The sequence below is a fragment of the Photorhabdus asymbiotica genome (assembly GCF_003634575.1).
In the GTDB taxonomy this organism is placed as follows: Bacteria; Pseudomonadota; Gammaproteobacteria; order Enterobacterales; family Enterobacteriaceae; genus Photorhabdus; species Photorhabdus asymbiotica.
Window position 1 is genome coordinate 349358 of the sequence record NZ_RBLJ01000003.1, and the last position, 22918, is coordinate 372275.

At 43.8% G+C, this 22918-nt stretch carries 18 protein-coding genes; 2 read left to right on the forward strand and 16 right to left on the reverse strand.

Features of this window, described 5'->3' with window-relative positions; genetic code table 11:
- Window position 1: 1 nt before the first annotated feature.
- From dnaE to rpsB, 16 genes are all read right to left on the reverse strand, one after another.
- Window positions 2-3484 (reverse strand): DNA polymerase III subunit alpha, encoded by a 3483-nt coding sequence (dnaE, locus tag BDD30_RS13810; RefSeq protein ID WP_012776847.1) that lies wholly within the window; start codon window positions 3482-3484, stop codon window positions 2-4.
- 208 nt (window positions 3485-3692) lie between these two features.
- A complete protein-coding gene (gene rnhB, locus BDD30_RS13815) occupies window positions 3693-4280 on the reverse strand; it encodes a ribonuclease HII (RefSeq protein WP_041381544.1) in 588 nt (195 codons plus the stop codon).
- Window positions 4280-5464: a lipid-A-disaccharide synthase gene (gene lpxB / locus BDD30_RS13820; protein WP_012776845.1), complete on the reverse strand. Its 1185-nt coding sequence runs from the start codon at window positions 5462-5464 to the stop codon at window positions 4280-4282. Before lpxB ends, rnhB begins: the two co-directional genes overlap by 1 nt.
- A 4-nt stretch (window positions 5465-5468) precedes the next feature.
- Window positions 5469-6257 (reverse strand): acyl-ACP--UDP-N-acetylglucosamine O-acyltransferase, encoded by a 789-nt coding sequence (gene lpxA / locus BDD30_RS13825; protein WP_012776844.1) that lies wholly within the window; start codon window positions 6255-6257, stop codon window positions 5469-5471.
- Between the two features lie 3 nt (window positions 6258-6260).
- The gene (gene fabZ, locus BDD30_RS13830; protein WP_012776843.1) at window positions 6261-6713 is read right to left on the reverse strand and encodes a 3-hydroxyacyl-ACP dehydratase FabZ; all 453 of its coding nucleotides are present in this window, start codon (window positions 6711-6713) and stop codon (window positions 6261-6263) included.
- Window positions 6714-6833: 120 nt separating this feature from the next.
- Window positions 6834-7862 (reverse strand): UDP-3-O-(3-hydroxymyristoyl)glucosamine N-acyltransferase, encoded by a 1029-nt coding sequence (gene lpxD / locus BDD30_RS13835; RefSeq protein ID WP_012776842.1) that lies wholly within the window; start codon window positions 7860-7862, stop codon window positions 6834-6836.
- 3 nt (window positions 7863-7865) lie between these two features.
- Window positions 7866-8363 carry a molecular chaperone Skp gene (skp, locus tag BDD30_RS13840; protein ID WP_041382682.1) on the reverse strand — a complete coding sequence of 166 codons (498 nt, stop codon included), beginning with the start codon at window positions 8361-8363 and terminating at the stop codon, window positions 7866-7868.
- Window positions 8364-8473: 110 nt separating this feature from the next.
- Window positions 8474-10867 (reverse strand): outer membrane protein assembly factor BamA, encoded by a 2394-nt coding sequence (bamA, locus tag BDD30_RS13845; RefSeq protein WP_012776840.1) that lies wholly within the window; start codon window positions 10865-10867, stop codon window positions 8474-8476.
- A gap of 34 nt (window positions 10868-10901) precedes the next feature.
- Window positions 10902-12257, reverse strand: coding sequence for a sigma E protease regulator RseP (rseP, locus tag BDD30_RS13850; RefSeq protein ID WP_012776839.1), 1356 nt, complete (start codon window positions 12255-12257; stop codon window positions 10902-10904).
- Between the two features lie 30 nt (window positions 12258-12287).
- Entirely contained in the window at window positions 12288-13136 is an 849-nt protein-coding gene (cdsA, locus tag BDD30_RS13855; RefSeq protein WP_012776838.1) for a phosphatidate cytidylyltransferase, read from the reverse strand.
- Window positions 13137-13145: 9 nt separating this feature from the next.
- The gene (ispU, locus tag BDD30_RS13860) at window positions 13146-13841 is read right to left on the reverse strand and encodes a (2E,6E)-farnesyl-diphosphate-specific ditrans,polycis-undecaprenyl-diphosphate synthase (RefSeq protein ID WP_049795242.1); all 696 of its coding nucleotides are present in this window, start codon (window positions 13839-13841) and stop codon (window positions 13146-13148) included.
- A gap of 409 nt (window positions 13842-14250) precedes the next feature.
- Window positions 14251-15447, reverse strand: a complete 1197-nt coding sequence (gene ispC / locus BDD30_RS13865) for a 1-deoxy-D-xylulose-5-phosphate reductoisomerase (protein ID WP_012776836.1) — start codon at window positions 15445-15447, stop codon at window positions 14251-14253.
- Window positions 15448-15594: 147 nt separating this feature from the next.
- On the reverse strand, window positions 15595-16152 hold the full coding sequence (gene frr / locus BDD30_RS13870; RefSeq protein ID WP_012776835.1) for a ribosome recycling factor: 558 nt from the start codon (window positions 16150-16152) through the stop codon (window positions 15595-15597).
- A gap of 120 nt (window positions 16153-16272) precedes the next feature.
- Window positions 16273-17001, reverse strand: a complete 729-nt coding sequence (gene pyrH / locus BDD30_RS13875; protein ID WP_012776834.1) for a UMP kinase — start codon at window positions 16999-17001, stop codon at window positions 16273-16275.
- Window positions 17002-17147: 146 nt separating this feature from the next.
- Complete coding sequence (tsf, locus tag BDD30_RS13880; RefSeq protein ID WP_012776833.1) at window positions 17148-18005, reverse strand: translation elongation factor Ts; 858 nt, start codon at window positions 18003-18005, stop codon at window positions 17148-17150.
- 152 nt (window positions 18006-18157) lie between these two features.
- Complete coding sequence (gene rpsB / locus BDD30_RS13885) at window positions 18158-18883, reverse strand: 30S ribosomal protein S2 (protein WP_012776832.1); 726 nt, start codon at window positions 18881-18883, stop codon at window positions 18158-18160.
- A 427-nt stretch (window positions 18884-19310) separates the two neighbouring features.
- On the opposite strand from rpsB, the gene map reads away from it, so the two are divergent.
- Window positions 19311-20108 carry a type I methionyl aminopeptidase gene (gene map, locus BDD30_RS13890; protein ID WP_012776831.1) on the forward strand — a complete coding sequence of 266 codons (798 nt, stop codon included), beginning with the start codon at window positions 19311-19313 and terminating at the stop codon, window positions 20106-20108.
- 137 nt (window positions 20109-20245) lie between these two features.
- Window positions 20246-22918, forward strand: a complete 2673-nt coding sequence (gene glnD, locus BDD30_RS13895; protein WP_012776830.1) for a bifunctional uridylyltransferase/uridylyl-removing protein GlnD — start codon at window positions 20246-20248, stop codon at window positions 22916-22918.

Consider the following 22918-nt stretch of genomic DNA (forward strand, 5'->3'; position numbering starts at 1 on the left):
TTTAGTCAAATTCTAATTCTACCTGCTCATTACCCAGCAGAGTTCGCAGATCTGTCAGAAGGTTATCCGTTGGCGTTACCCTCCACGTCGCGCCGAATCTTAAACGGGCGCGGGCGTCTTCCCTCTGGTAATAAAGATGAACCGGTATCGTACCCGAACGATACGGTTCCAATGTGCCACGAAGACGGTTTAACAATTGATCATCAATTTGCCTGTCCAACAGCGAGATAGCAAGACCACGTGCATATTTTTCACGCGCTTCGCTAATATCCATTAATTCACGAGCTGTCATTTTAAGACCACCATTAAAGTCATCAAAGCTGACCTGCCCCGTAGCTATCAATATTCGATCTTGTTCCAGCAAATGCCGGTGTCTTTCCAAGGCATCGGAAAATAACATAACTTCCAAGCGACCTGAGCGGTCATCCAGTGTACAAAGACCTATCCGGTTACCTCGTTTGGTCATAATCACTTTGGATGCCAGCACCAAACCTACCACAGTTGTTACTTGACCACGTGGTGTCGGATTCACATCCTTTAACCGCAGCCCATTAGTATAGCGCTCAATTTCTTTTAAATAACGGGTGATCGGGTGCCCAGTTAAATAGAGTCCCAGCGTTTCTCGTTCACCGTCAAGAACTACCTGTTCTGGCCATTGGGAAACATTGGCATAAGAGCGCTCAACTTCTTCCGGCGCTTCTGCCAACACACCAAACATATCAGTCTGACCAATAGCCTCTGCTTTGGCATGTTGATCTGCCGCCTTCAAGGCATCTTCCAAAGAAGACATCAAAGCTGCGCGGTGTGGCCCCAGACGGTCAAATGCCCCTGACATGATCAGTTTTTCCATCACCCGGCGATTTAATTTCTTGGTATCAACACGGGCACATAAATCAAACAGTTCTCTAAAATAACCGTCTTTCTTTCTGGCTTCGATGATCGCTTCAATCGGGCCTTCACCTACTCCTTTAATCGCACCGATGCCATATACGATCTCTCCATCATCATTAACATGGAAATGATATAAACCGCTGTTAATATCAGGTGGTAAGATTTTCAGCCCCATGCGCCAGCATTCATCAATCAATCCAACGACTTTTTCTGTATTATCCATATCAGCAGTCATTACCGCAGCCATGAATTCAGCAGGATAATGTGCTTTCAGCCATAAAGTTTGATAAGAAACCAGCGCATACGCAGCAGAATGAGATTTATTAAATCCATAACCGGCAAATTTCTCTACCAAGTCAAAGATTTTCATCGCCAATTCGCCATCAATGCCGAGTTTTTTGGCACCTTCCTCAAATACAGAACGCTGCTTAGCCATTTCCTCCGGCTTTTTCTTGCCCATTGCCCGACGAAGCATATCTGCACCACCGAGAGTATATCCCGCCAGTACCTGAGCAATCTGCATCACTTGTTCCTGATAAAGGATTATGCCGTAAGTTGGCTCCAACACAGGCTGTAAAGATTCGTGCTGCCACTGTATATCTGGGTATGAAATCTCTTCCCGACCATGTTTACGATCAATGAAGTTATCAACCATGCCTGATTGCAAAGGGCCTGGACGAAACAATGCCACAAGCGCAATCATATCTTCGAAGCAGTCGGGCCGCAGACGTTTGATAAGATCCTTCATACCACGGGATTCAAGCTGGAATACCGCTGTCGTTTCAGCCCGTTGCAGCATATCAAAACTTTTGTTGTCATTTAGTGGAATCGCTGCGATATCAATCGGCTCCAAACCTTTTTTCGCTCTGCGTGCGTTGATCATCTCTAACGCCCAGTTGATGATAGTCAGCGTCCTCAATCCGAGGAAGTCGAATTTCACTAACCCAGCATATTCCACATCATTTTTATCAAACTGAGTCACCGGGTTCAAACCTTCCGGATCACAGTAGAGAGGCGCGAAATCAGTGATCTTAGTTGGTGCGATAACGACCCCACCCGCGTGTTTCCCGGCGTTACGGGTGACACCCTCCAATTTACGCGCCATATCTATCAGCGCCTTAACTTCTTCATCCGCTTCATAGATTTCAGGAAGTTGTGGCTCTGCAACAAATGCTTTTTCCAGGGTCATTCCCGGATCAAGCGGTATTAATTTAGAAATTCTGTCAACAAATCCGTATGGATGCCCCAGCACACGACCAACATCCCGGATTACGGCTTTCGCGGCCATCGTACCAAAAGTGATAATCTGAGATACGGCATCACGGCCATATATATCAGCCACATGATCAATCACCAGATCGCGCTTTTCCATGCAGAAATCGACGTCAAAATCAGGCATAGAAACACGTTCAGGGTTAAGGAACCGTTCAAACAGCAGGTCAAACTCCAAAGGATCGAGATCGGTTATTTTCAGGGCATAAGCCACTAAAGAACCCGCACCGGAACCACGACCGGGCCCCACAGGAACACCGTTGTCTTTCGACCACTGAATAAATTCCATCACGATCAAGAAGTAGCCTGGGAATCCCATCTGGTTGATAACCCGAAGCTCAACATCAAGTCGCTCATCATATTCAGGGCGTTTTTCTGCTCGTACTTCAGGATCTGGATAGAGAAATGTCAAGCGCTCTTCTAATCCTTGCTTAGATTTCTCAATCAGATAATTTTCAGTACTCATTTCCCCTGTCGGGAATTGTGGCAGGAAATATTCACCAAGACGGATAGTGACATTACAACGCTTGGCAATTTCTACACTGTTTTCCAGCGCCTCAGGAATATCAGAGAATAACTCACACATTTCCTGTTCACTACGCAAGTATTGCTGAGGACTGTAATTTTTTGGACGTTTGGGATCAGCCAATGTATAGCCATCATGAATCGCTACACGAATTTCATGCGCATCGAAATCTTCTTTGTCGATAAAGCAAACATCATTAGTCGCAACAACAGGCAGATTCTTTTCTGTTGCCAATGCAACCGCTGCATGAAGATAATTTTCGTCATCTACACGACCAGTACGAATTAGTTCCAGATAATAGCAGTCGGGGAAATGTTCCTGATAAAACTCAAGGCATTGGTCTACCATGGCCCGATTACCGCGCAACAGGAATTTGCCCACATCCCCCATGCGACCACCAGAGAGCAGGATAAGCCCTTCTTTGCGGCTTACCAGCCATTTCTGTTTAATTGTTGGACCGGCAGCACCATACCCCTGCTGATAAGCCTCTGATATCAGTAAAGTCAAGTTATGATAGCCAGTATTATTACGGGCAAGAATGGTCAAATTAGCATACTCATCCCCGAGCAGCTCACTTTCCATATAAAAATCAGCACCAATAATCGGTTTTACCCCAGCCCCATGAGCACTACCATAAAATCTCACCAACCCACATAGGTTAGTAAAATCAGTGATCGCAAAAGCCGGCATACCTAACTGAGCCACTTTTTTAACTAAAGGGCTAGTTTTGGCTAAGCCATCAATCATTGAATAGTCGCTATGAACACGTAAGTGTACAAAACGGGGATCAGCCATGTGTTTGTCCAGATGATTAATTGATTGTGCTTTATATCTTTAATATCAGTTCGAAGAATAACTATACCCTTCATCTTTCAAGTTGCTGCTTTGTTGGCTGCTTTCACTTACCCCAGTCACAGAGTTATCTATGCTCCGGGGATTCGTTCACTTGCCGCCGCGCTGCGGCTCGAAATCTATTGGGTATATATTCAGTCAACAAACTTACTTAAAGACCAATTGCTCTTTTAACCGGCGCAAAACTTTTACGATGATGTTTTGTCGCTCCCAGCAGAACCAACTTTTCTAAATGAAGGGCCGTTGGATAGCCTTTATGCTTAGCAAACCCATATTCAGGAAACAACTGATCAAGTTCAACCATTTCCCGATCTCTGGTAACTTTTGCCACAATAGAAGCCGCACTAATTTCAGCAACCAATCCATCGCCTTTTATAACCGCCTGTGCCGGCATTGGCAATTCAGGACAACGGTTACCATCAATCAGCACATATTCAGGAGAAATAGATAAACCAGCCACAGCCCTTTGCATTGCCAGCATGGTTGCATGCAAGATATTCAGTTGATCAATTTCTTCCGGCTCTGCACGCCCTAAGCTCCAGCATAACGCTTTTTCTGTGATTTCCAGATACAGCTCTTCACGGCGCTTTTCACTAAGTTTTTTAGAATCGGCTAACCCAGCAATCGGGCGAGATGGATCTAAAATAACAGCCGCAGTCACAACCGCACCGACTAATGGGCCTCTGCCAACTTCATCAACTCCAGCAATCAGATTCGCCGAAGGGTATATAAATTCCATCATTTTCCTGCTAGTTCCAGTACAGCCTGTGCAGCTTGTTCATCAGCATTACAACGAATACTTTCGTGCAGATGTAAAAACGTCTGTTTCAGTGCTTCAACCTTTTCACTACCTTGTAGTAACGGCAGCAATTCATCTGCAAGTTTCTGTGGCTGACATTTTTCCTGCAATAATTCTTTAACCAGCTCCTTACCAGATAACAAGTTAGGTAATGAAACATAAGGTGTTTTTACAAGGTGTTTTGCCAACCAGAAAGTAAACGGCTTCATCCGGTAACCTACTACCATTGGGCATTTTGCCAGCATACATTCCAGAGCAGCAGTTCCAGATGCCAAAAGTGTGGCATTACTTGCGATCATGATTTCTCGCGCCTTGCCATCCACCAGATGAATATTCAGATCCGGCGCAATTTCCTGTTTAATTCTCTCAAATTGTTCACGCCGTTTAGTATTCACCAGGGGCACAAGCACATACAAACCTGGAATTTTTTGCCGTAATAACTGAGCAGTTTTAAGAAAATCAGCACTTAGCATCTCAACTTCAGAATGGCGGCTTCCCGGCAACAAAGCCAGACAAATAGACTCTTGTGGGATTCCTAATAGCTCACGCGCAGCCACTCTATCTGGTTTTAATGGCATAGTATCTGCCATTGTATGTCCAATAAATCGGCAATGAACATTAAACTTATCGTAAAACGCTTTTTCAAAAGGCAAGAAGGCCAAAACCATATCTGTGGCTTTACCAATTTTGAAAACACGTTTCTGACGCCAAGCCCATACTGATGGGCTGACATAATGAATGGTACGAATGCCCTGCCGTTTTAACCGACCTTCCAAAGTGATATTAAAATCCGGCGCATCAATACCGACAAACACGTCCGGTTTCAGCTCCGTGAAACGGGTTGTCAGGTCCTTACGTATCTTCAGCAAACGAGGCAAACGCTCAAGAACTTCGACAACCCCCATTACAGCTAGTTCTTCCATCTCATACCAAGCTTCACAACCTTCAGCTTGCATAAGAGGACCTGCAACACCAACAAAACGCGCATTAGGCACTTTGGCTTTTAATGCACGGATTAAACCTGCTCCAAGGATATCACCGGAGGTCTCTCCGGCGATTAATCCAATAGTTAGCGGGCGTAGACTATCAATAGAAGAAATGGTAGCCAAAGGAGTATCCTTCATCTACTTAACGGATAATGCCACGGGTAGAACTTGCCAGAAAATCGCTGAAGATTTTTACATACTGATTATCTTCAGCCAGCTCAGCAATTTCTTGTTGTGCTTCTTCTAAAGTTTTTCCGCTACGATACAACAACTTATATGCATTTCTGATTGCATGTAGTGATTCTTTATCAAAACCACGACGCTTCAGACCTTCGACATTAATACCAAAAGGTGTTGCATGGTTACCCTGAGCGATAACATATGGTGGAACATCCTGCACCACACCAGAACAACCACCCACCATGGCATGAGAACCAATCTGACAGAACTGATGAATCGCACTCATACCACCGATGATGACATAGTCTCCCAGAATAACATGCCCACCCAAAGTACCATTATTAGCAATGACACAGCGATCACCAACAATGCAGTCATGAGCAATATGGGCATTAATCATCAGCAAATTATCATTGCCGATTTTCGTTATCCCCCCTCCCTGAACTGTTCCACGATGAATGGTCACATTTTCACGGATACGATTACGATCACCAATTTCAACCCTAGTTGGCTCACCACGATATTTCAGGTCCTGATTCATTTCCCCAACAGAGGCAAACTGAAAGATCTGGTTATCACGGCCAATTTTGGTTATTCCATTGACAACAACATGAGATTTCAGCTCTGTACCTTCGCCAATCTCAACCTGAGAACCAATGCAACAAAATGGGCCAATACGAACATTGGCACCAATAATCGCACCATCTTCCACAATAGCACTGGGATGTATATAAGCGGTTTCATCAATCATAGACTAAGCCTCACGACGGCGAGCACACATCATTTCTGCTTCGCACACCACTTCTCCATCGACTTTTGCTACGCCTCTACAGCGAGCAACCCCGCGACGTTCTTTAAGAAACTCTACTTCTAACACCATTTGATCCCCTGGCACTACTGGGCGTTTAAAGCGAGCACCATCAATAGCAGCAAAGTAATAAAGTTCATCTGACTTTAGTTTACCCACACTCTTAAATGCCAGAATTCCAGTAGCCTGCGCCATAGCTTCAAGGATCAAAACACCTGGGAAAATAGGTTTGCCCGGGAAATGTCCCTGAAAGAAGGGTTCATTAAAAGATACGTTTTTGACTGCACGTAAGAATTTACCTTCCTCAAAATCAAGAACGCGATCCACCAATAAAAACGGATAACGATGTGGAAGCAAATCCAAAATTTCTTCAATGTGCAGAGTATGATTTTCACTCATCTAAATACTCTTCCTGTCTAAAAAGGACTAATGGTATCAACGACACGGCCCGCTTAAACCCCAAATCCAGAGTTCCCAGGCAGGCCGCAAAAATAAAACACAACCAAAAATACAGTGTAATTACTCGTTTTTGTCTTCCAGCTTACGCTCCACTGACTTAAGACTCTTATTCATTTCATTGATATTCATGACTAAGGCCGCCGTCTTACGCCAAACTTTATTCGGTTGTGCCGGAATGCCAGAAGAGTATACACCAGGTTCAGTGATTGGACGCATAACCATGCTCATGCCCGTAATTGTCACCTTATCGCAGATTTCCATATGCCCGTTAATTACACTAGCACCACCAATCATACAATAACGACCAATTTTCAGGCTACCAGCCATGATCACACCGCCAGCAACTGCTGTGTTATCTCCAATAATAACATTATGAGCAATTTGACATTGGTTATCGATAATGACGCCATGGCCAATAATGGTATTATCCAGAGCACCCCGATCGATAGTCGTACAGGCTCCAATCTCAACCCGGTTGCCAATTATAACTGAACCTAATTGAGGAATTTTGACCCAATTACCACGATCATTTGCATAACCAAAGCCATCAGCGCCAATAACTGCCCCTGACTGAATCAAACACTGTTCACCAATTTCAATATCATGATAAACCGAGACATTCGCCCAGAGACGGCTACCCGCGCCGATATGAGTATTTTTACCAATAAAACAACCAGCACCAATCACAACATTGTCGCCAAGAACAACACCCGATTCGATAACAGCATTAGCTCCAACAGAAACATTTTTACCTAACGTTACCTGAGGTGAAATCACTGCCGAAGGATGAATATCTTGTGCAGGAGCTGGTGTTGTATCCATAATCTGAGCCATATAGGCATATGCCAGATAAGGATTGGAAACAACCAAGGCAGGAACATTACAATAAGAGAGATCAGGTTCACTAAGAACCACAGCAGCAGCCTGACATTCACCTAAGCGCTCGCGGTAACGACTGTCAGACAAAAAAGTGATTTGCTCGTTATTAGCCGAATGCATTGGTGCAATACCAGTGATGACCACATCGCCATCACCATGTAATTGCGCATTCAACTGCTGAGCTAAATCAGCTAATCGAATTGAAGACATCTATTATTTAACCTGTTTCAATACATCTGCGGTAATGTCTTTACCGGATACTGAATAAGCAACAACATTCGCATTAATTACGACGTCATAACCTTCTTTAGCTGCAACCACTTTGATTGCATCCTGAATACGGCCCAGAATTTTATTACTTTCTTCCATATGGCGACGGCGGTTATCTTGTTCAAAAGCCTGAGCTTTTTTTCCAAATTCTTCACGCTTAGCCATAACGTCTTTTTCCAGATTAGTTCGCTCGCTGGATTTCATAGTAGAACCATCGCGTTGTAACTTCTGGATTTTAGTCTGCAAATCATTTTCCATACGTTGCAGTTCAGATGCGCGGCTTTTGAACTCATTTTCCAACTGCTTCTCAACAGCTTCACGGGCAGGCAACTGCTGGAAAATCTCACCTACATTTACAACGGCAATTTTGTCTGCTGCCTGAGCACCAGCAGAGAAGGCTAATGCAATACCAAGGCTTGCTGCACACAACAATTTCTTCACTATAAACTCCTTAAACCACGCTATCTGTAACATCTTGGAAGATTTAGCCAATGCCCTGAAACCGAAAGTTTCAGGACTTGCCTTATCAATAATAAGATAAAAACGCATTATCACCAGGTTTTGCCAATATTAAATTGGAATTGCTCTGATCTATCACCTTCGTAGTCTTTGATCGGCTTAGCATACGAGAATACCAACGGTCCCAAAGGAGATAACCATTGCAATGCAATACCTGTCGAAACGCGGATATTACCTGGTTTACTATAATCAGGTATACCTCTGTCTCTCATCGTTGCAGAATCACTCCAATTAGTATCCCAAACCGTACCTGAATCAATAAAGAATGAAGTCCGAACAGAGTTCGAATATTTACCATCAAGGAATGGCGTTGGCGTGATCAATTCAAGGCTAGCCACTGCCATGGCGTTCCCCCCGATAGCATCACGAGATGGACTATCTTTCTTAGGATCACCATTTTTATCTAGGTAAATAGCTTTAGGACCGATATTGTTAGAACGGAAACCACGAACAGTACTGGAACCACCGGCATAGAAGTTTTCATAGAATGGTAATTCTTTACCACCTAATCCATCACCATAGCCTAAACGACCACGCCCCAGGATCACCCAAGTACGAGCATCATTAATTGGATAGTATGCAAAGGTATCAAGGGTAATTTTATAAAATTTGTTATCCGAACCAGGGATCGTCACTTTACCATTCAAAGTCGATTTCACACCTGATGTCGGGAAGAAACCACGGTCAAGATTGTTGTATGTCCAGCCCATAGTTAAAGCAAAGTCATCCGCTTTAAACTCGGCTTTCTTTTCATAATCAGGTTTCTCACCCATAGAATTCAAATAACGCCACATCGCTGCCTGCGGGAGCATATCAGACAAAGAGTTATGAACATAACCCAATCTAAAATTCAGAGAGTTATTTTCATTAACCGGGAAACCGAGGAAACCATCCAAGCCATAGGTTTTATTGGTATAACCGGACAAGTCAGCATCATCAGCTCTAAAATCATTGTAGAACACCCGACCACCGAGACTCACACCATTAACAGTGAAATAAGGATCAGTGAAAGAGAGTTCCGCATAAGTTGAGTAATCATTCTTACTGGCATTAATCCCAACAGAGTTGCCCGTCCCCAACCAGTTATCCTGCTGAGCACCAATTTGGAAACTGACACCACTTTCTGTACCGAAACCAATACCAAAGTTCATAGAACCAGTATTGCGCTCTTTAACTTTATAAACGATATCTACCTGATCAGAGCTGCCTGGTATACGCTGAGTTTCAACATCAACAGTTTCGAAATAACCTAAGCGATTCAGACGCTCTTTGCCCAGTTCAACTAGATCACTCCCCAACCATGCCCCTTCCATCTGGCGCATTTCACGGCGTAAAACGGAGTCTTTACTGGTGTCATTACCAGAGAAACGAATTTTACGAACATAGAAACGGTTACCTGCATCAATGTTGACATGCAGTTTTACGGTTTTGTCCTGATCATTGATTTCAGGTTGAGTCATCACCCGTGGGTAAGCATAACCATAACGGCCAAGCAGATTTTTGATTTCACTTTCCATTTTAGTCACCTGAGTCCCGTTATATAAGGAACCAGGCTCAATGGTAGCCAATTTAGTGATTTCTGACTGATAACCCGCCATATTACCGTTCAGATCAATACCAGATATTTTGTACTGGTCACCTTCAGTAATATTCAACGTGACATAAATACCTTTTTTATCTGGCGTCAAACTGACCTGAGTCGAATCAATGTTGAAACGGGCGTAACCGCGATCAAGGTAAAAACTGCGCAGTGTTTCAAGGTCACCGGCCAATTTTTGTTTCTGATATTTCTGATCAGCAGTTAAATTCCACCACGGTATATCATCTCTCAGTTGGAAACGATTCAATAACTCATCAGAAGAAAATGATTTATTACCAACGATATTAATCTGCTGAATTTTTGCAGACACACCTTCAGCGAAAACTAATTTTAAATCGACGCGGTTACGTGGTAGAGGTGTAACAACCGCTTTTACACTGGCATTGTATTTCCCTACGCTGTAATAGAAATCTTCCAGCCCTTTTTCGATATTGGACAACATCGTGCGGTCAAGCGCTTCACCGACCCGAACATGAGATGCTTCAAGATTTTGTTTCAGCATGTCATCTTTCACCGATTTATTCCCGGAGAAAGTAATGTTGGCAATAGTCGGCCGTTCTTTTACCTGAACAATAAGTGTATTGCCATCACGCAGGACACGAACGTCTTCAAAGTTACCAGTAGCAAATAGTGCCTGAATGGTACGACCGATATCTTCATCGCTGACCGTATCACCTACGCGAACTGGCATATTCAATAATGCTGCACCTACGGCGACGCGCTGAAGACCTTCAAAGTGAATATCCTGAACTACGAATCCGTTTGCACCGTATGCAGTGGCGCTGCCGAACAGCAGCGACGCTATGAGTAACTTTTTCATCGCCATCGTTGTAATGCGTCTTCCTAACCAGTCTTCCGCTCTAGAAGCGGGAGAAATCATTGAAAAGTGCAAGCCCCATCAATAACACCAGTAACATGGTACCAATGCGATAGCTGAAGTCTTGTACGCGCTCGGAAACTGGCCCACCTTTTATCTTTTCGATAATCAGAAAAAGCAAGTGTCCACCATCTAACACAGGTAATGGGAGCAAATTAATGATCCCTAGATTGACACTTATTAGCGCCAAAAACATCAGATAATACACCAAGCCTGAATCAGCCGACACCCCCGCCCCTTTGGCGATAGAGATAGGCCCACTCAGGTTATTGATTTTCACATCACCAACGATCAGCTTGCCAATCATACTGACAGTTAACCGCATCAGTTGCCAGGTCTTATCTCCTGCCTGATAAATAGCAGAGAAAGGCCCATACTGCTGAACTATTTTATATTCATCTGCCAACGGTATAATTCGCAGTTCCACACCTGCAAACCCCAACTCTTTACCACCGGCCTGCCGTCGCGCTTCCGGTGTCATTGAGAGAGAAATAATATGACCAGCCCGCTCTACTGAAAGTTCCAGCGGAACATTAGGATTATTACTGACAAAGGATGTAAAAGTATGCCAAGCATCTATTTCCTGACCGTTGACTTTAACTATCCGGTCCCCCTTTTGTAAACCCGCTTTTTCTGCCGCGGTACCAGGAGTAACCTTATTCACCAGAGAATCCAATCGGGGGCTAACAGGCATAATCCCTAATGACACCACAGGATCTTGCTTATCAGGATTAAAGCTCCATTGCCGCAAATCCAGAATTTTCTCTATCGGATGGGATGAGCCAGAAGGTATGACCTGAACAGTCATATTGTCATCACCTATCTTACCGACCAGAGCAAAACGCGCTGTATTCCAGTCAGGCGTTTCGATACCATCGATAGCTTTTAGTTCCATTCCCGACGAAATATTTGCTTGGGCAGCAATAGAATCAGGTTTGATATCTGCAATGATTGGACGTATTGCTGGCACACCAATAATAAACACCAGCCAATAAGCCACAATCGCCAGTAAAAAGTTAGCGACTGGCCCTGCACTAACAACCGCAGCACGTTGGCCAATAGTTTTATTATTAAATGCCATATGCCGACGTTCAGGAGAAACAGGTGAAACACGCTCATCAAGCATTTTCACATATCCCCCCAAGGGAATAAGAGCTATGACATATTCAGTTCCCTGACGATCTGTACGCCGCCACAACGCTTTACCAAAACCAATGGAAAAACGTTCAACATGAATACCACACTTTCTAGCAACCCAGAAATGACCGAACTCATGCACAGTGATCAATATACCTAACGCGATAATAAAAGCCGCCAGATTCCAGAGAATTCCCATCATATTCCTTTAAATGCCGTCAAAATAGAGAGATCAAGATACCAGCAACATCAGGCCGGCAAAGACAGGGATCGCAGCAGTTAAGCTGTCGATACGATCCATAATACCACCATGCCCGGGAATTAGCTGACTGCTGTCTTTAATACCAGATTCACGTTTGAACATACTCTCAGTCAAATCACCAAATACTGAAGCGATCACAACAATTGCAGAACACAACATGAGTTTTTCAGGCATTGCAGGCACTGGAGCATATTTACCAAACAACCATGAAATAATAGCCGCAGTCACTAAACCACCAATTAATCCTTCCAGCGTTTTTCCCGGAGAAACTTTTGGTGCCATCTTATGTTTACCTAAAGTACGTCCAAATAGATAAGCCCCAGAGTCAGCTCCCCACACCAGTAACATGACATACAATAACCACCATGCACCGTGATATGAATTATCGTCATACCCCTGAACCCGTAAGGCAATCATTCCACAGTAAAACGGCACTAATGTCAGGACACCAAACAGAAGACGCAATAAAATGGATCTTTTCCAGATTGTAGCGGAAGAAGGATAGGTAATGACCAAAAGAGTGGCAATAATCCACCAGATCATCCCCGCCCATAAGATAAAAATGATTTGCTGTTGTTTGAGCAAATCAGTGAAACTTGGCAAAGTATATTGTAAAGACAGTAAACTTATCGCAAACAAAACGGCCAAAATAACCCGTTTCTTTTGGCTAAATAAGCCAACAAACTGCCCCCATTCCCATGCAGCAAGGACTGACACAGCAATAATGACCAACCCAAACGCTGTTGGCGGCAACAAAAACAAAGCTGCAATCACAAGAGGGATTAATATCACAGCCGTTATAAGACGGTACTTTAGCAAGAGTTCCTCCTATGATCCCGCATCGGCATCGTCTGGTATTGTTCCGCCAAATCGGCGTTCTCTTTTGGCAAAGGCATTAATTGCACCTTCAAAAACTGTTTCATCAAAATCAGGCCAGAGTATATCGGTAAAATAGAATTCTGCATAAGCTATCTGCCATAACAGAAAATTACTTATACGGTGCTCCCCTCCGGTTCTGATTACCAAATCAACCTGAGGCTGCTGGCTCAGGTTAATGTAATTATTAACCAATTCTTCAGTAATATCCTGTGGTTCAAGCGAATTATCCTTAATCTGCTGAGCAATTTTCTGAACACTTTGAACTATATCCCAACGACCACCGTAATTTGCAGCAATATTAAGTTGCAAGCCAGTATTATTAGCAGTCAACTTAACTGAGCGACGAATACGCTCCTGCAAACGCTCACTGAATCGGCTGATATCGCCAATAATAGATAATTTGATATTATGTTTATGTAAGCTTTTGATTTCATTGTCTAGTGCAAAAATAAACAATTCCATTAGAGAACTAACTTCTTGTTCTGGCCGGTTCCAGTTTTCACTACTAAAAGCGTACAGAGTCAACGACTCAATTTTATGTTTAGCTGAGAAACTCACCGCACTCCGTACCGCCTTAATCCCTGCACGATGACCAAAGACTCTTAATTTCCCACGTTTCTTTGCCCAACGTCCGTTACCATCCATAATAATAGCAACGTGCTTAGGTAATAATGACGACAAATCGTTATGATGATCGCTGGATAATATCACTCAATTAATCCTTTACTGGTCAAGGTAATTCTCTTACAAATGCAGGCATTCAAATATAAATAAAGCCGTGTCTGGCATCACGGCCTGAGTAACCGCCTAAATTATCTATACCTGTTATCTTTCAAGCTGCCTCTTTGTTGGCTGCACTCACTCACCCCGGTCACAGAGTTATCTATGCTCCCGGGGATTCGCTCCCTTGCCGTCGCGATGCACCTTGAAATCTATTGGGTATATAAGATAATCCTCCAAAATTTGAACTGCTAATTATATCAACCCAAAGTTATACACAAACTATACCACCAGCTAAAAATGCGAACAAATCCCCCTTTACCTATCAGGAATACTACCTGATAAACGAACTGATAGTCTTTATCGCCAAATCTCTCGCGAACTTATCAATCTGTAAGACTTCTTCAATACTCTGAGGTTCCGGTAAATTCAGTTTTTCTACAACCTGCCGATTTATAATCGCAATATCTGTGAAAGAGATTCCATTTTGTAAAAAAACCTTAACGATTTCTTCATTTGCCGCATTCAACGCCGTAGTTGCAGCCTGACCTTCGTGGCATGCTTCAATAGCCAGCTTCAGGCATGGATATCGCTCATAATCTGGTTTCGAAAAACTCAATGTACCTAGAGAGCAAAAATCAAGAGGTTTAACACCAGAAGAAATACGTTCTGGGTATGCCATTGCATAGGAGATCGGTGTACACATATCCGGAGTTCCCAACTGAGCAATAACGCTACCATCCAGATAACGGACCATAGAATGAATGACAGATTGGGGATGAATCACCACTTCCATTTCAGCAGCAGAGGCATTGAACAAACAACAGGCTTCAATGTATTCCAAACCTTTATTCATCATTGTTGCGGAATCTACAGAAATCTTGCGCCCCATCGACCAATTCGGGTGAGCACATGCTTGATCTGGTGTAACAAAGGGCAACTGTTCCAAAGACGTATGGCGAAAAGGCCCGCCAGATCCGGTCAGAATAATACTAGCAATACCGTGTTGTTTCAGTTCTTCGCGCCCAAGATTTTGTTGTATTACCTCAGGTAAACTCTGAAAAATAGCATTATGCTCACTGTCGATAGGTAACAATTGAGCATTGTACTTCACTACAGCATCCATAAAAAACCGACCACTGGTGATCAACGATTCTTTATTAGCAAGTAAAATCTGTTTACCCGCCCGGATAGCAGCTAACGTCGGCAATAGACCGGCAACCCCGACAATCGCAGACATAACCTGATCAACATCATTCAAAGCAGCCAAATCACATGCAGCCTGTTCCCCGAAAAGTACCTCGGTTTTACAACCTTGTTCAATCAGTAACTGACTAAGCTCTTTTGCGGAAGATTCATCTATCATTGCCGCGTATTGAGGCTGAAATTCCAGACATTGCTCAACCATAACCTGAACATTTTTCCCGGCAGCCAGTGCCGTTACTTCAAATTTCTCAGGATTATTGCGAACTACAGCGAGTGTACTTTTGCCTATAGAACCCGTGGAACCAAGGATGGTCAACCTTTTCATACTGACGCTCTGAATTGTTCTGTTTGATGTGTGTTAATACTTGCTGATTTGTCTGGCTCAGAATATGAATATCCATGACTTCAGAAAAATGCCGGATAAAAAATAGCGCCGCACGATAGCGACGCTTAGTCTATCTCATGAAAGAGATTAGAACTCCATAAGTTCTTCTTCTTTCTTGGCTAAAGCTTCATCAACCTTTTTAATGAAATTATCAGTCAGCTTCTGAATTTCATCCTGTGCACGACGCTCATCATCTTCACTGATTTCTTTATCTTTCAGCAAAGCTTTGATCTTATCATTAGCATCACGACGAATATTACGTACAGAAACGCGCCCTTGTTCAGCTTCACCACGCACAACCTTAATCAGATCCTTACGACGCTCTTCAGTCAGTGGCGGTAAAGGAACACGAATAATTGTACCTGCTGAAGATGGATTCAGCCCCAAATCAGAAGACATAATAGCCTTTTCAATCGCTGGGGTCATAGAACGGTCAAATACCGTGATAGCCAGAGTACGCGCATCTTCAGCTGTGACATTAGCAATCTGGCGCAGAGGTGTTGGTGCACCATAATATTCAACAGTGATACCATCCAGCAGACTAGGAGAAGCACGGCCAGTACGAACCTTGCTGATTTGGTTTTTAAGTGCTTCGACGCTTTTTTCCATACGGTCTTGTGCGTCTTTTTTGATTTCATTAATCACGTTACAAACCCTTGGGAACTGGTTGTTTTTCAAGCCATAAGTCATTATGACCATGTATTGTTAAATTTGGCATATCTGGCGGCTAATCATAGCGCCAAACATCACTGGTGTCTCTGAACATTATTCATGAGAAATCAGAGTACCTTCATTTTCACCCATAACCACACGACGCAACGCACCAGGTTTATTCATATTGAATACACGAATGGGTAAGCTGTGATCACGAGCCAGAGTAAATGCTGCCAAATCCATGACTTTTAATTCACGTTCTAACACCTGCTGATACGACAACTTATCGAACAAGATTGCATCCGAATCTTTTGCCGGATCAGCAGAGTAAACACCATCTACTTTAGTTGCTTTTAGCACAACATCCGCTTCAATCTCAATACCTCGCAAACAGGCTGCCGAATCTGTAGTAAAGAACGGATTGCCAGTACCCGCAGAGAAAATAACAACACGGCCATGACGTAACAAACTAATCGCTTCTGCCCAACTATAGTTATCACAAACGCCATTTAAAGGAATAGCAGACATTAGACGGGCGTTCACATAGGCGCGATGTAATGCATCCCGCATTGCCAGACCATTCATCACTGTTGCCAACATGCCCATGTGGTCGCCTACTACACGGTTCATTCCTGCTTCTGCCAAACCAGCGCCACGAAACAGGTTACCACCGCCAATAACGACACCGACCTGTATGCCTAACTCGACCAGTTCTTTAATTTCCTGAGCCATGCGGTCTAAGACGCTGGCATCTATACCAAAACCTTCTGCACCTTGCAGGGCTTCGCCGCTGAGCTTAAGCAGGATACGCTGATATACGGGTTTTGCATTGGTTGCCATGGTGTTCTGTCCTAAGCAGAAAAGTATATTGGGGATTTACATACATCTGGGCCACTCTGACCAGATGCAAAAACTCAGTGCCTATTGGGTAGGCAGTTTAGATTGGATAAAACAGAACCGCCATTTGGCGGCTCTGCTTATAAAAGTTAAGACTGTTTGCTCATTGCAGCAACTTCTGCTGCGAAGTCAGCCTCAACTTTCTCAATGCCTTCACCAACTTCATAACGGATGAAGTTAGTTACTTTAGCATTGTTTTCTTTCAGCAGATCGCCAACCGTTTTACTTGGGTCCATAACAAAATTCTGACCTGTCAGAGAGATCTCGCCGGTGAATTTATTCATTCGGCCAGAAACCATTTTCTCTGCGATTTCACGTGGTTTGCCTGACTGCATTGCGATATCCAGCTGAATTTGATGCTCACGATCAACAACATCAGCAGGTACATCACTTGGGTTAACATATTCTGGTTTGCTTGCAGCGATGTGCATAGCCACATGCTTAATCAGCTCTTCATTAGCGCCTTCAGCCACAACCAGAACACCAATACGTGCACCATGCAGGTAAGTACCCAGTTGTTCACCTTCTAATACAGAAACGCGACGAATATTGATGTTTTCACCGATCTTAGCAACTAGTGCAGTACGCTGTTCTTCGAATTTAGCTTTCAGGATTTCAATGTCAGAGATTTTATCAGCTAATACTGCTGCCATAACTTCTTTACCGAAAGCAATGAAACCTGCATCTTTAGCAACAAAATCAGTTTCACAGTTCAGTTCAACCAAAGCGCCGAATTTGCCATCAGCAGCGACTTCTGCCAGGATGATACCTTCAGCAGCAACACGGCCAGCTTTCTTAGCTGCTTTTGCCTGACCTGATTTACGCATGTTGTCAATGGCTAACTCGATGTCACCATTAGCTTCAACCAGCGCTTTTTTACATTCCATCATACCTGCGCCAGTACGCTCACGCAGTTCTTTTACCAAAGCAGCGGTAATTCCAGACATTTGTTTTATTCCTCGATGTATCCCGCGGGAAAAAAATATTCCACATGGATAGTTCTTATATCAGATACGTAAAAGGGGGCCATAACAGGCCCCCCTAACCAATATATTCCAATACCTGGTTAATAAGGGCTCAATTCACTGAGCTTGCCTTATTATTCAGCTTCTACAAAGCTTTCTTCTGCCTGAACAGCCAGATCTTGAGAACGACCTTCACGAACAGCGGTAGCAACAGCACCCAGATACAGTTTTACTGCACGGATTGCGTCATCGTTACCAGGGATGATGAAATCAACACCATCTGGATCAGAGTTAGTATCAACGACAGCAAATACCGGAATGCCCAAGTTGTTTGCTTCTTTGATAGCAATGTGTTCATGTTCAGCATCGATAACAAACAGAGCGTCAGGTAAGCCACCCATATCTTTGATACCGCCCAGGCTGTTTTCTAACTTACCAAGTTCACGAGAACGAATTAACGCTTCTTTCTTGGTCAGTTTATCAAAAGTACCGTCCTGAGACTGTGCTTCCAAATCTTTTAAACGTTTAATGGACTGACGAACGGTTTTCCAGTTAGTCAACATACCGCCTAACCAGCGGTGATTAACAAAGTACTGATCACAGCTCTGAGCTGATTCTTTAACCGCTTCACTTGCAGCACGTTTCGTACCAACAAACAGGATTTTGCCTTTACGTGCGGCAATTTTGTTCAGCTCAGCTAACGCTTCGTTGAACATTGGAACAGTTTTTTCCAGGTTGATGATATGCACTTTATTACGAGCACCAAAGATGAATGGTTTCATTTTTGGGTTCCAGTAACGAGTCTGGTGACCGAAGTGAACGCCCGCTTGCAGCATATCGCGCATGGAAACAGTTGCCATTGTAAACCTCTGTAAAATATTAAGTTGGGGTTATGCCTCCACGAACCCCATAACACCGACTCCTAACCGCATATTCTGCATGAGAGCACCCCGGTGTATGTGCCGGCCCGTGTGTGTTATTTACACAATGAGTATATTTAGCGTCCTTATTGTTTCGTCTCAGTGACAAATACACAAAACGCCGGCGCGCTTTATATCATAAACCGGCCTAAGACACCAACTTTTGTTGTCATTTTTTGCCGGCTCAGTGGGGGGTAAAAAGTGCCATTTACAGCAGGTATTGTTGGTAAGCACCGCTAACGAGGGAAATATGGCTGTCAACGGTTATTGGCAGATATTCTGTAGGCTGATACCATTAGTTCAACACTTTTTCCTTGTTAATAATCATACAACCAGCAAATTTGCTGGCTTTGAGTGGGCAGATTTCATGGCAATCTCAATTAAGACATCTGAAGATATTGAAAAAATGCGCATCGCTGGTCGTTTGGCGGCGGAAGTACTAGAAATTATTGAACCTTACATAAAACCCGGTATAACAACTGGTGAATTGGATCGTATCTGTCACGAACACATCACCAATAAGCAACAAGCTATTTCAGCTTGTCTTGGTTACCACGGTTTCCCAAAATCTGTTTGTATTTCTGTTAATGATGTCGTCTGTCATGGCATTCCAAGTGATGATAAGACGCTGAAAGATGGCGACATCGTTAATATCGATGTTACCGTCATAAAAGAGGGTTTCCACGGCGATACCTCAAAAATGTTTATTGTCGGTAAGCCAACCATTCAGGGTGAACGCCTGTGCCGTATCACTCAGGAGAGCCTCTATCTGGCATTGAAAATGGTAAAACCCGGCATTCGTCTGCGAACGCTTGGTAAAGCCATTCAACAATTTGTTGAAGCTAATGATTTCTCTGTGGTTCGTGAATATTGTGGTCATGGCATCGGTGCAGTCTTCCATGAAGAGCCACAAGTCCTGCACTACGATGCAGATGATGGCGGCGTCGTATTGCAAAAAGGCATGGCTTTCACTATTGAGCCAATGGTTAATATCGGCGACTACCGCATCCGTACCATGAAAGATGGCTGGACCGTCAAAACCAAAGACCGCAGCCTGTCCGCCCAATATGAGCACACCATTGTTGTTACTGACAATGGCTGTGAAATCATGACACTACGTAAAGAAGAAGAGCCGTCTCTTTCCGCAATACTGATTAACCAATAATTAATCGTAAATATGAAGCCTTGCCTTGCTGAAACCATACAAGGCTTCCAATCTCCTGACCATAATCTCTCCTGTTCAACACAACATTTTCTCAGTAATCTGGCCGTTATAATTCGCTTTCTCTCGGGTTCATACTTATGCCAGCAGATATCGCCGCAATTCAAGCACCTATCCCACCATTTTCTCCATCTGATTTCTCCAGTGAAGACCTTTGCTACCCAGTGTTGAAACAACACCTCGAAGAATTTCAGCTTTGGCTAGAATGTGCATTTAAAGCGGGTATTTCCGCAGAAGCCTTGATTTCCGCGCGTAGTGATTACATAGACCAATTACTACAACGGCTATGGCATGCCTATGGATTTGATAAAATTTCTTCACTTGCATTAATCGCCGTCGGCGGATATGGCCGACAGGAACTGCATCCACTCTCTGATATTGATTTGCTGATACTCAGTGAACACCCACTCACACCACATCAAGCACAGAATATCGGGCAATTTATCACCTTACTGTGGGATATACGACTGGAAGTAGGCCATAGCGTCCGCACATTTGAAGAGTGTTTACTGGAAGGGCTATCAGATCTGACTGTTGCGACGAATTTAATTGAATCACGTTTAATTTGTGGCGACTTACCTATTTTTCTCCGCTTACAACGATACGCATGTAGTGATGGTTTTTGGCCTTCTACTGAATTCTTTGATGCCAAAATTGCTGAACAACATGAACGCCACAAACGCTATCACAGCACCAGTTATAACCTGGAGCCTGATATCAAAAGCAGCCCTGGCGGATTACGGGATATTCACACCTTACTGTGGGTTGCTCGCCGTCACTTTGGTGCAACCTCAATGAATGAAATGGTTGATTTCGGCTTCCTGACAGATGAAGAACGTAATGAATTAAATGAGTGTCAAAGTTTCCTCTGGCGTATCCGTTTTGCCCTTCACTTGGTCGTTAATCGTTATGATAATCGCCTGTTGTTTGATCGCCAATTCAGTATTGCTCAGTTACTGGGCTATCAGGGAGAACGTAATCAACCCGTAGAATGGATGATGAAAGATTTCTACCGGATGACACGCCGTGTCAGCGAACTCAACAATATGCTACTACAACTCTTTGATGAAGCCATTCTGGCACTGGAAACCAATGAAAAACCTCGTCCACTAAATAATGAATTTCAGTTACGCGGACAATTGATTGATCTGATTGATGAAACTCTGTTCATCAAAGAGCCCGCCGCTATTATGAGGATGTTTTATTGCATGGCTGAACATGCAGAAGTTCAAGGCATCTATTCGACTACACTACGCCAGCTCCGTTATGCCCGCCGCAATTTACACCAGCCATTATGTGAATTACCCGAAGCCCGCCAAATCTTCATGGACATCCTGCACCACCCCAGAGCAGTAGAAAGCGCATTTGTGCCCATGCACCGCTACAGTGTTCTTGGGGCTTATACACCGCTTTGGGGCAACATTGTCGGCCAAATGCAGTTTGATCTGTTTCATGCCTATACCGTCGACGAACATACAATCCGAGTGTTAAAAAAATTGGAAAGTTTTGCTGATGAGAATAATCGCACAGCTCACCCACTTTGTGTCGAGTTATACCCTCGCCTGTCTCAACTTGAGATCTTGCGCCTTGCCGCGCTGTTTCACGATATCGCCAAAGGACGTAATGGTGATCATTCGGAACTTGGCGCTGAGGACGCATTAGCATTTTCACTGCAACATGGGCTGCATTCACGAGAAGCTGATTTGGTGGCTTGGCTGGTTCGCCATCATCTCTTAATGTCAATCACTGCTCAACGGCGAGATATCCAAGATCCGGAAATCATCAAGCAATTTGCCCATGAGATACAGAATGAAGCTCGGTTACGTTATCTGCTCTGCCTAACCGTCGCTGATATCTGCGCAACCAACGCTAGCCTGTGGAATAGCTGGAAGCAGAGCCTATTAAGAGAACTCTATTTTTCTACAGAGAACCAATTGCGCCAGGGAATGCAAAATACGCCGGACTTGCGGGAACGTATCCGCCATAATCGCTTTCAGGCACTGGCTTTGCTGCGCCAGGATAATATCAGTGAACAGAAACTTCATCAGCTCTGGAGCCGCTGTCATGCAGACTATTTTCTACGCCATACACCAAAACAACTTGCATGGCACGCTCGTCACTTGGTGAAACATAATTCTCAAGAACCGCTGATCCTGATAAGTACCAAGCCAACCCGCGGCGGTACAGAGATTTTTATCTGGAGTCCGGACCAACCATCCCTATTTGCCGCAGTTGTCGGCGAACTGGATAGGCGAAACCTCAGCGTTCACAACGCTCAAATATTTACCAATCGTGATGGTATGACGATGGACACCTTCGTGGTACTGGAACCTAATGGCCATCCTTTAGCATTGGATCGCCACGAAATAATCCGCAACGCACTTTTACTGGTTGTTCTGGCCCCACATACTAAAACGCCAAAAGTACGAAGCTTGCCAGCCAAACTGCGTCATTTCAATGTACCAACGAAGGTGAGTTTTCTGCCCACTCACAATGAGCGGCGAACCTATATGGAACTGTTCGCACTCGATCAACCAGGATTGTTGGCCAGAGTCGGCAATATTTTTGCCGAAATGGAAGTTTCACTGCACGGCGCGCACATCACCACTATTGGCGAACGTGTCGAAGATTTTTTTGTCCTGGCAGATAAAGACCATAAAGCACTAAATAAAAAAGTCAGAGAAGAATTATCAGAAAGGTTGACAAAAGCCCTAAATCCAAAGGATAAAATGTCACTGAATACAAACTCATGA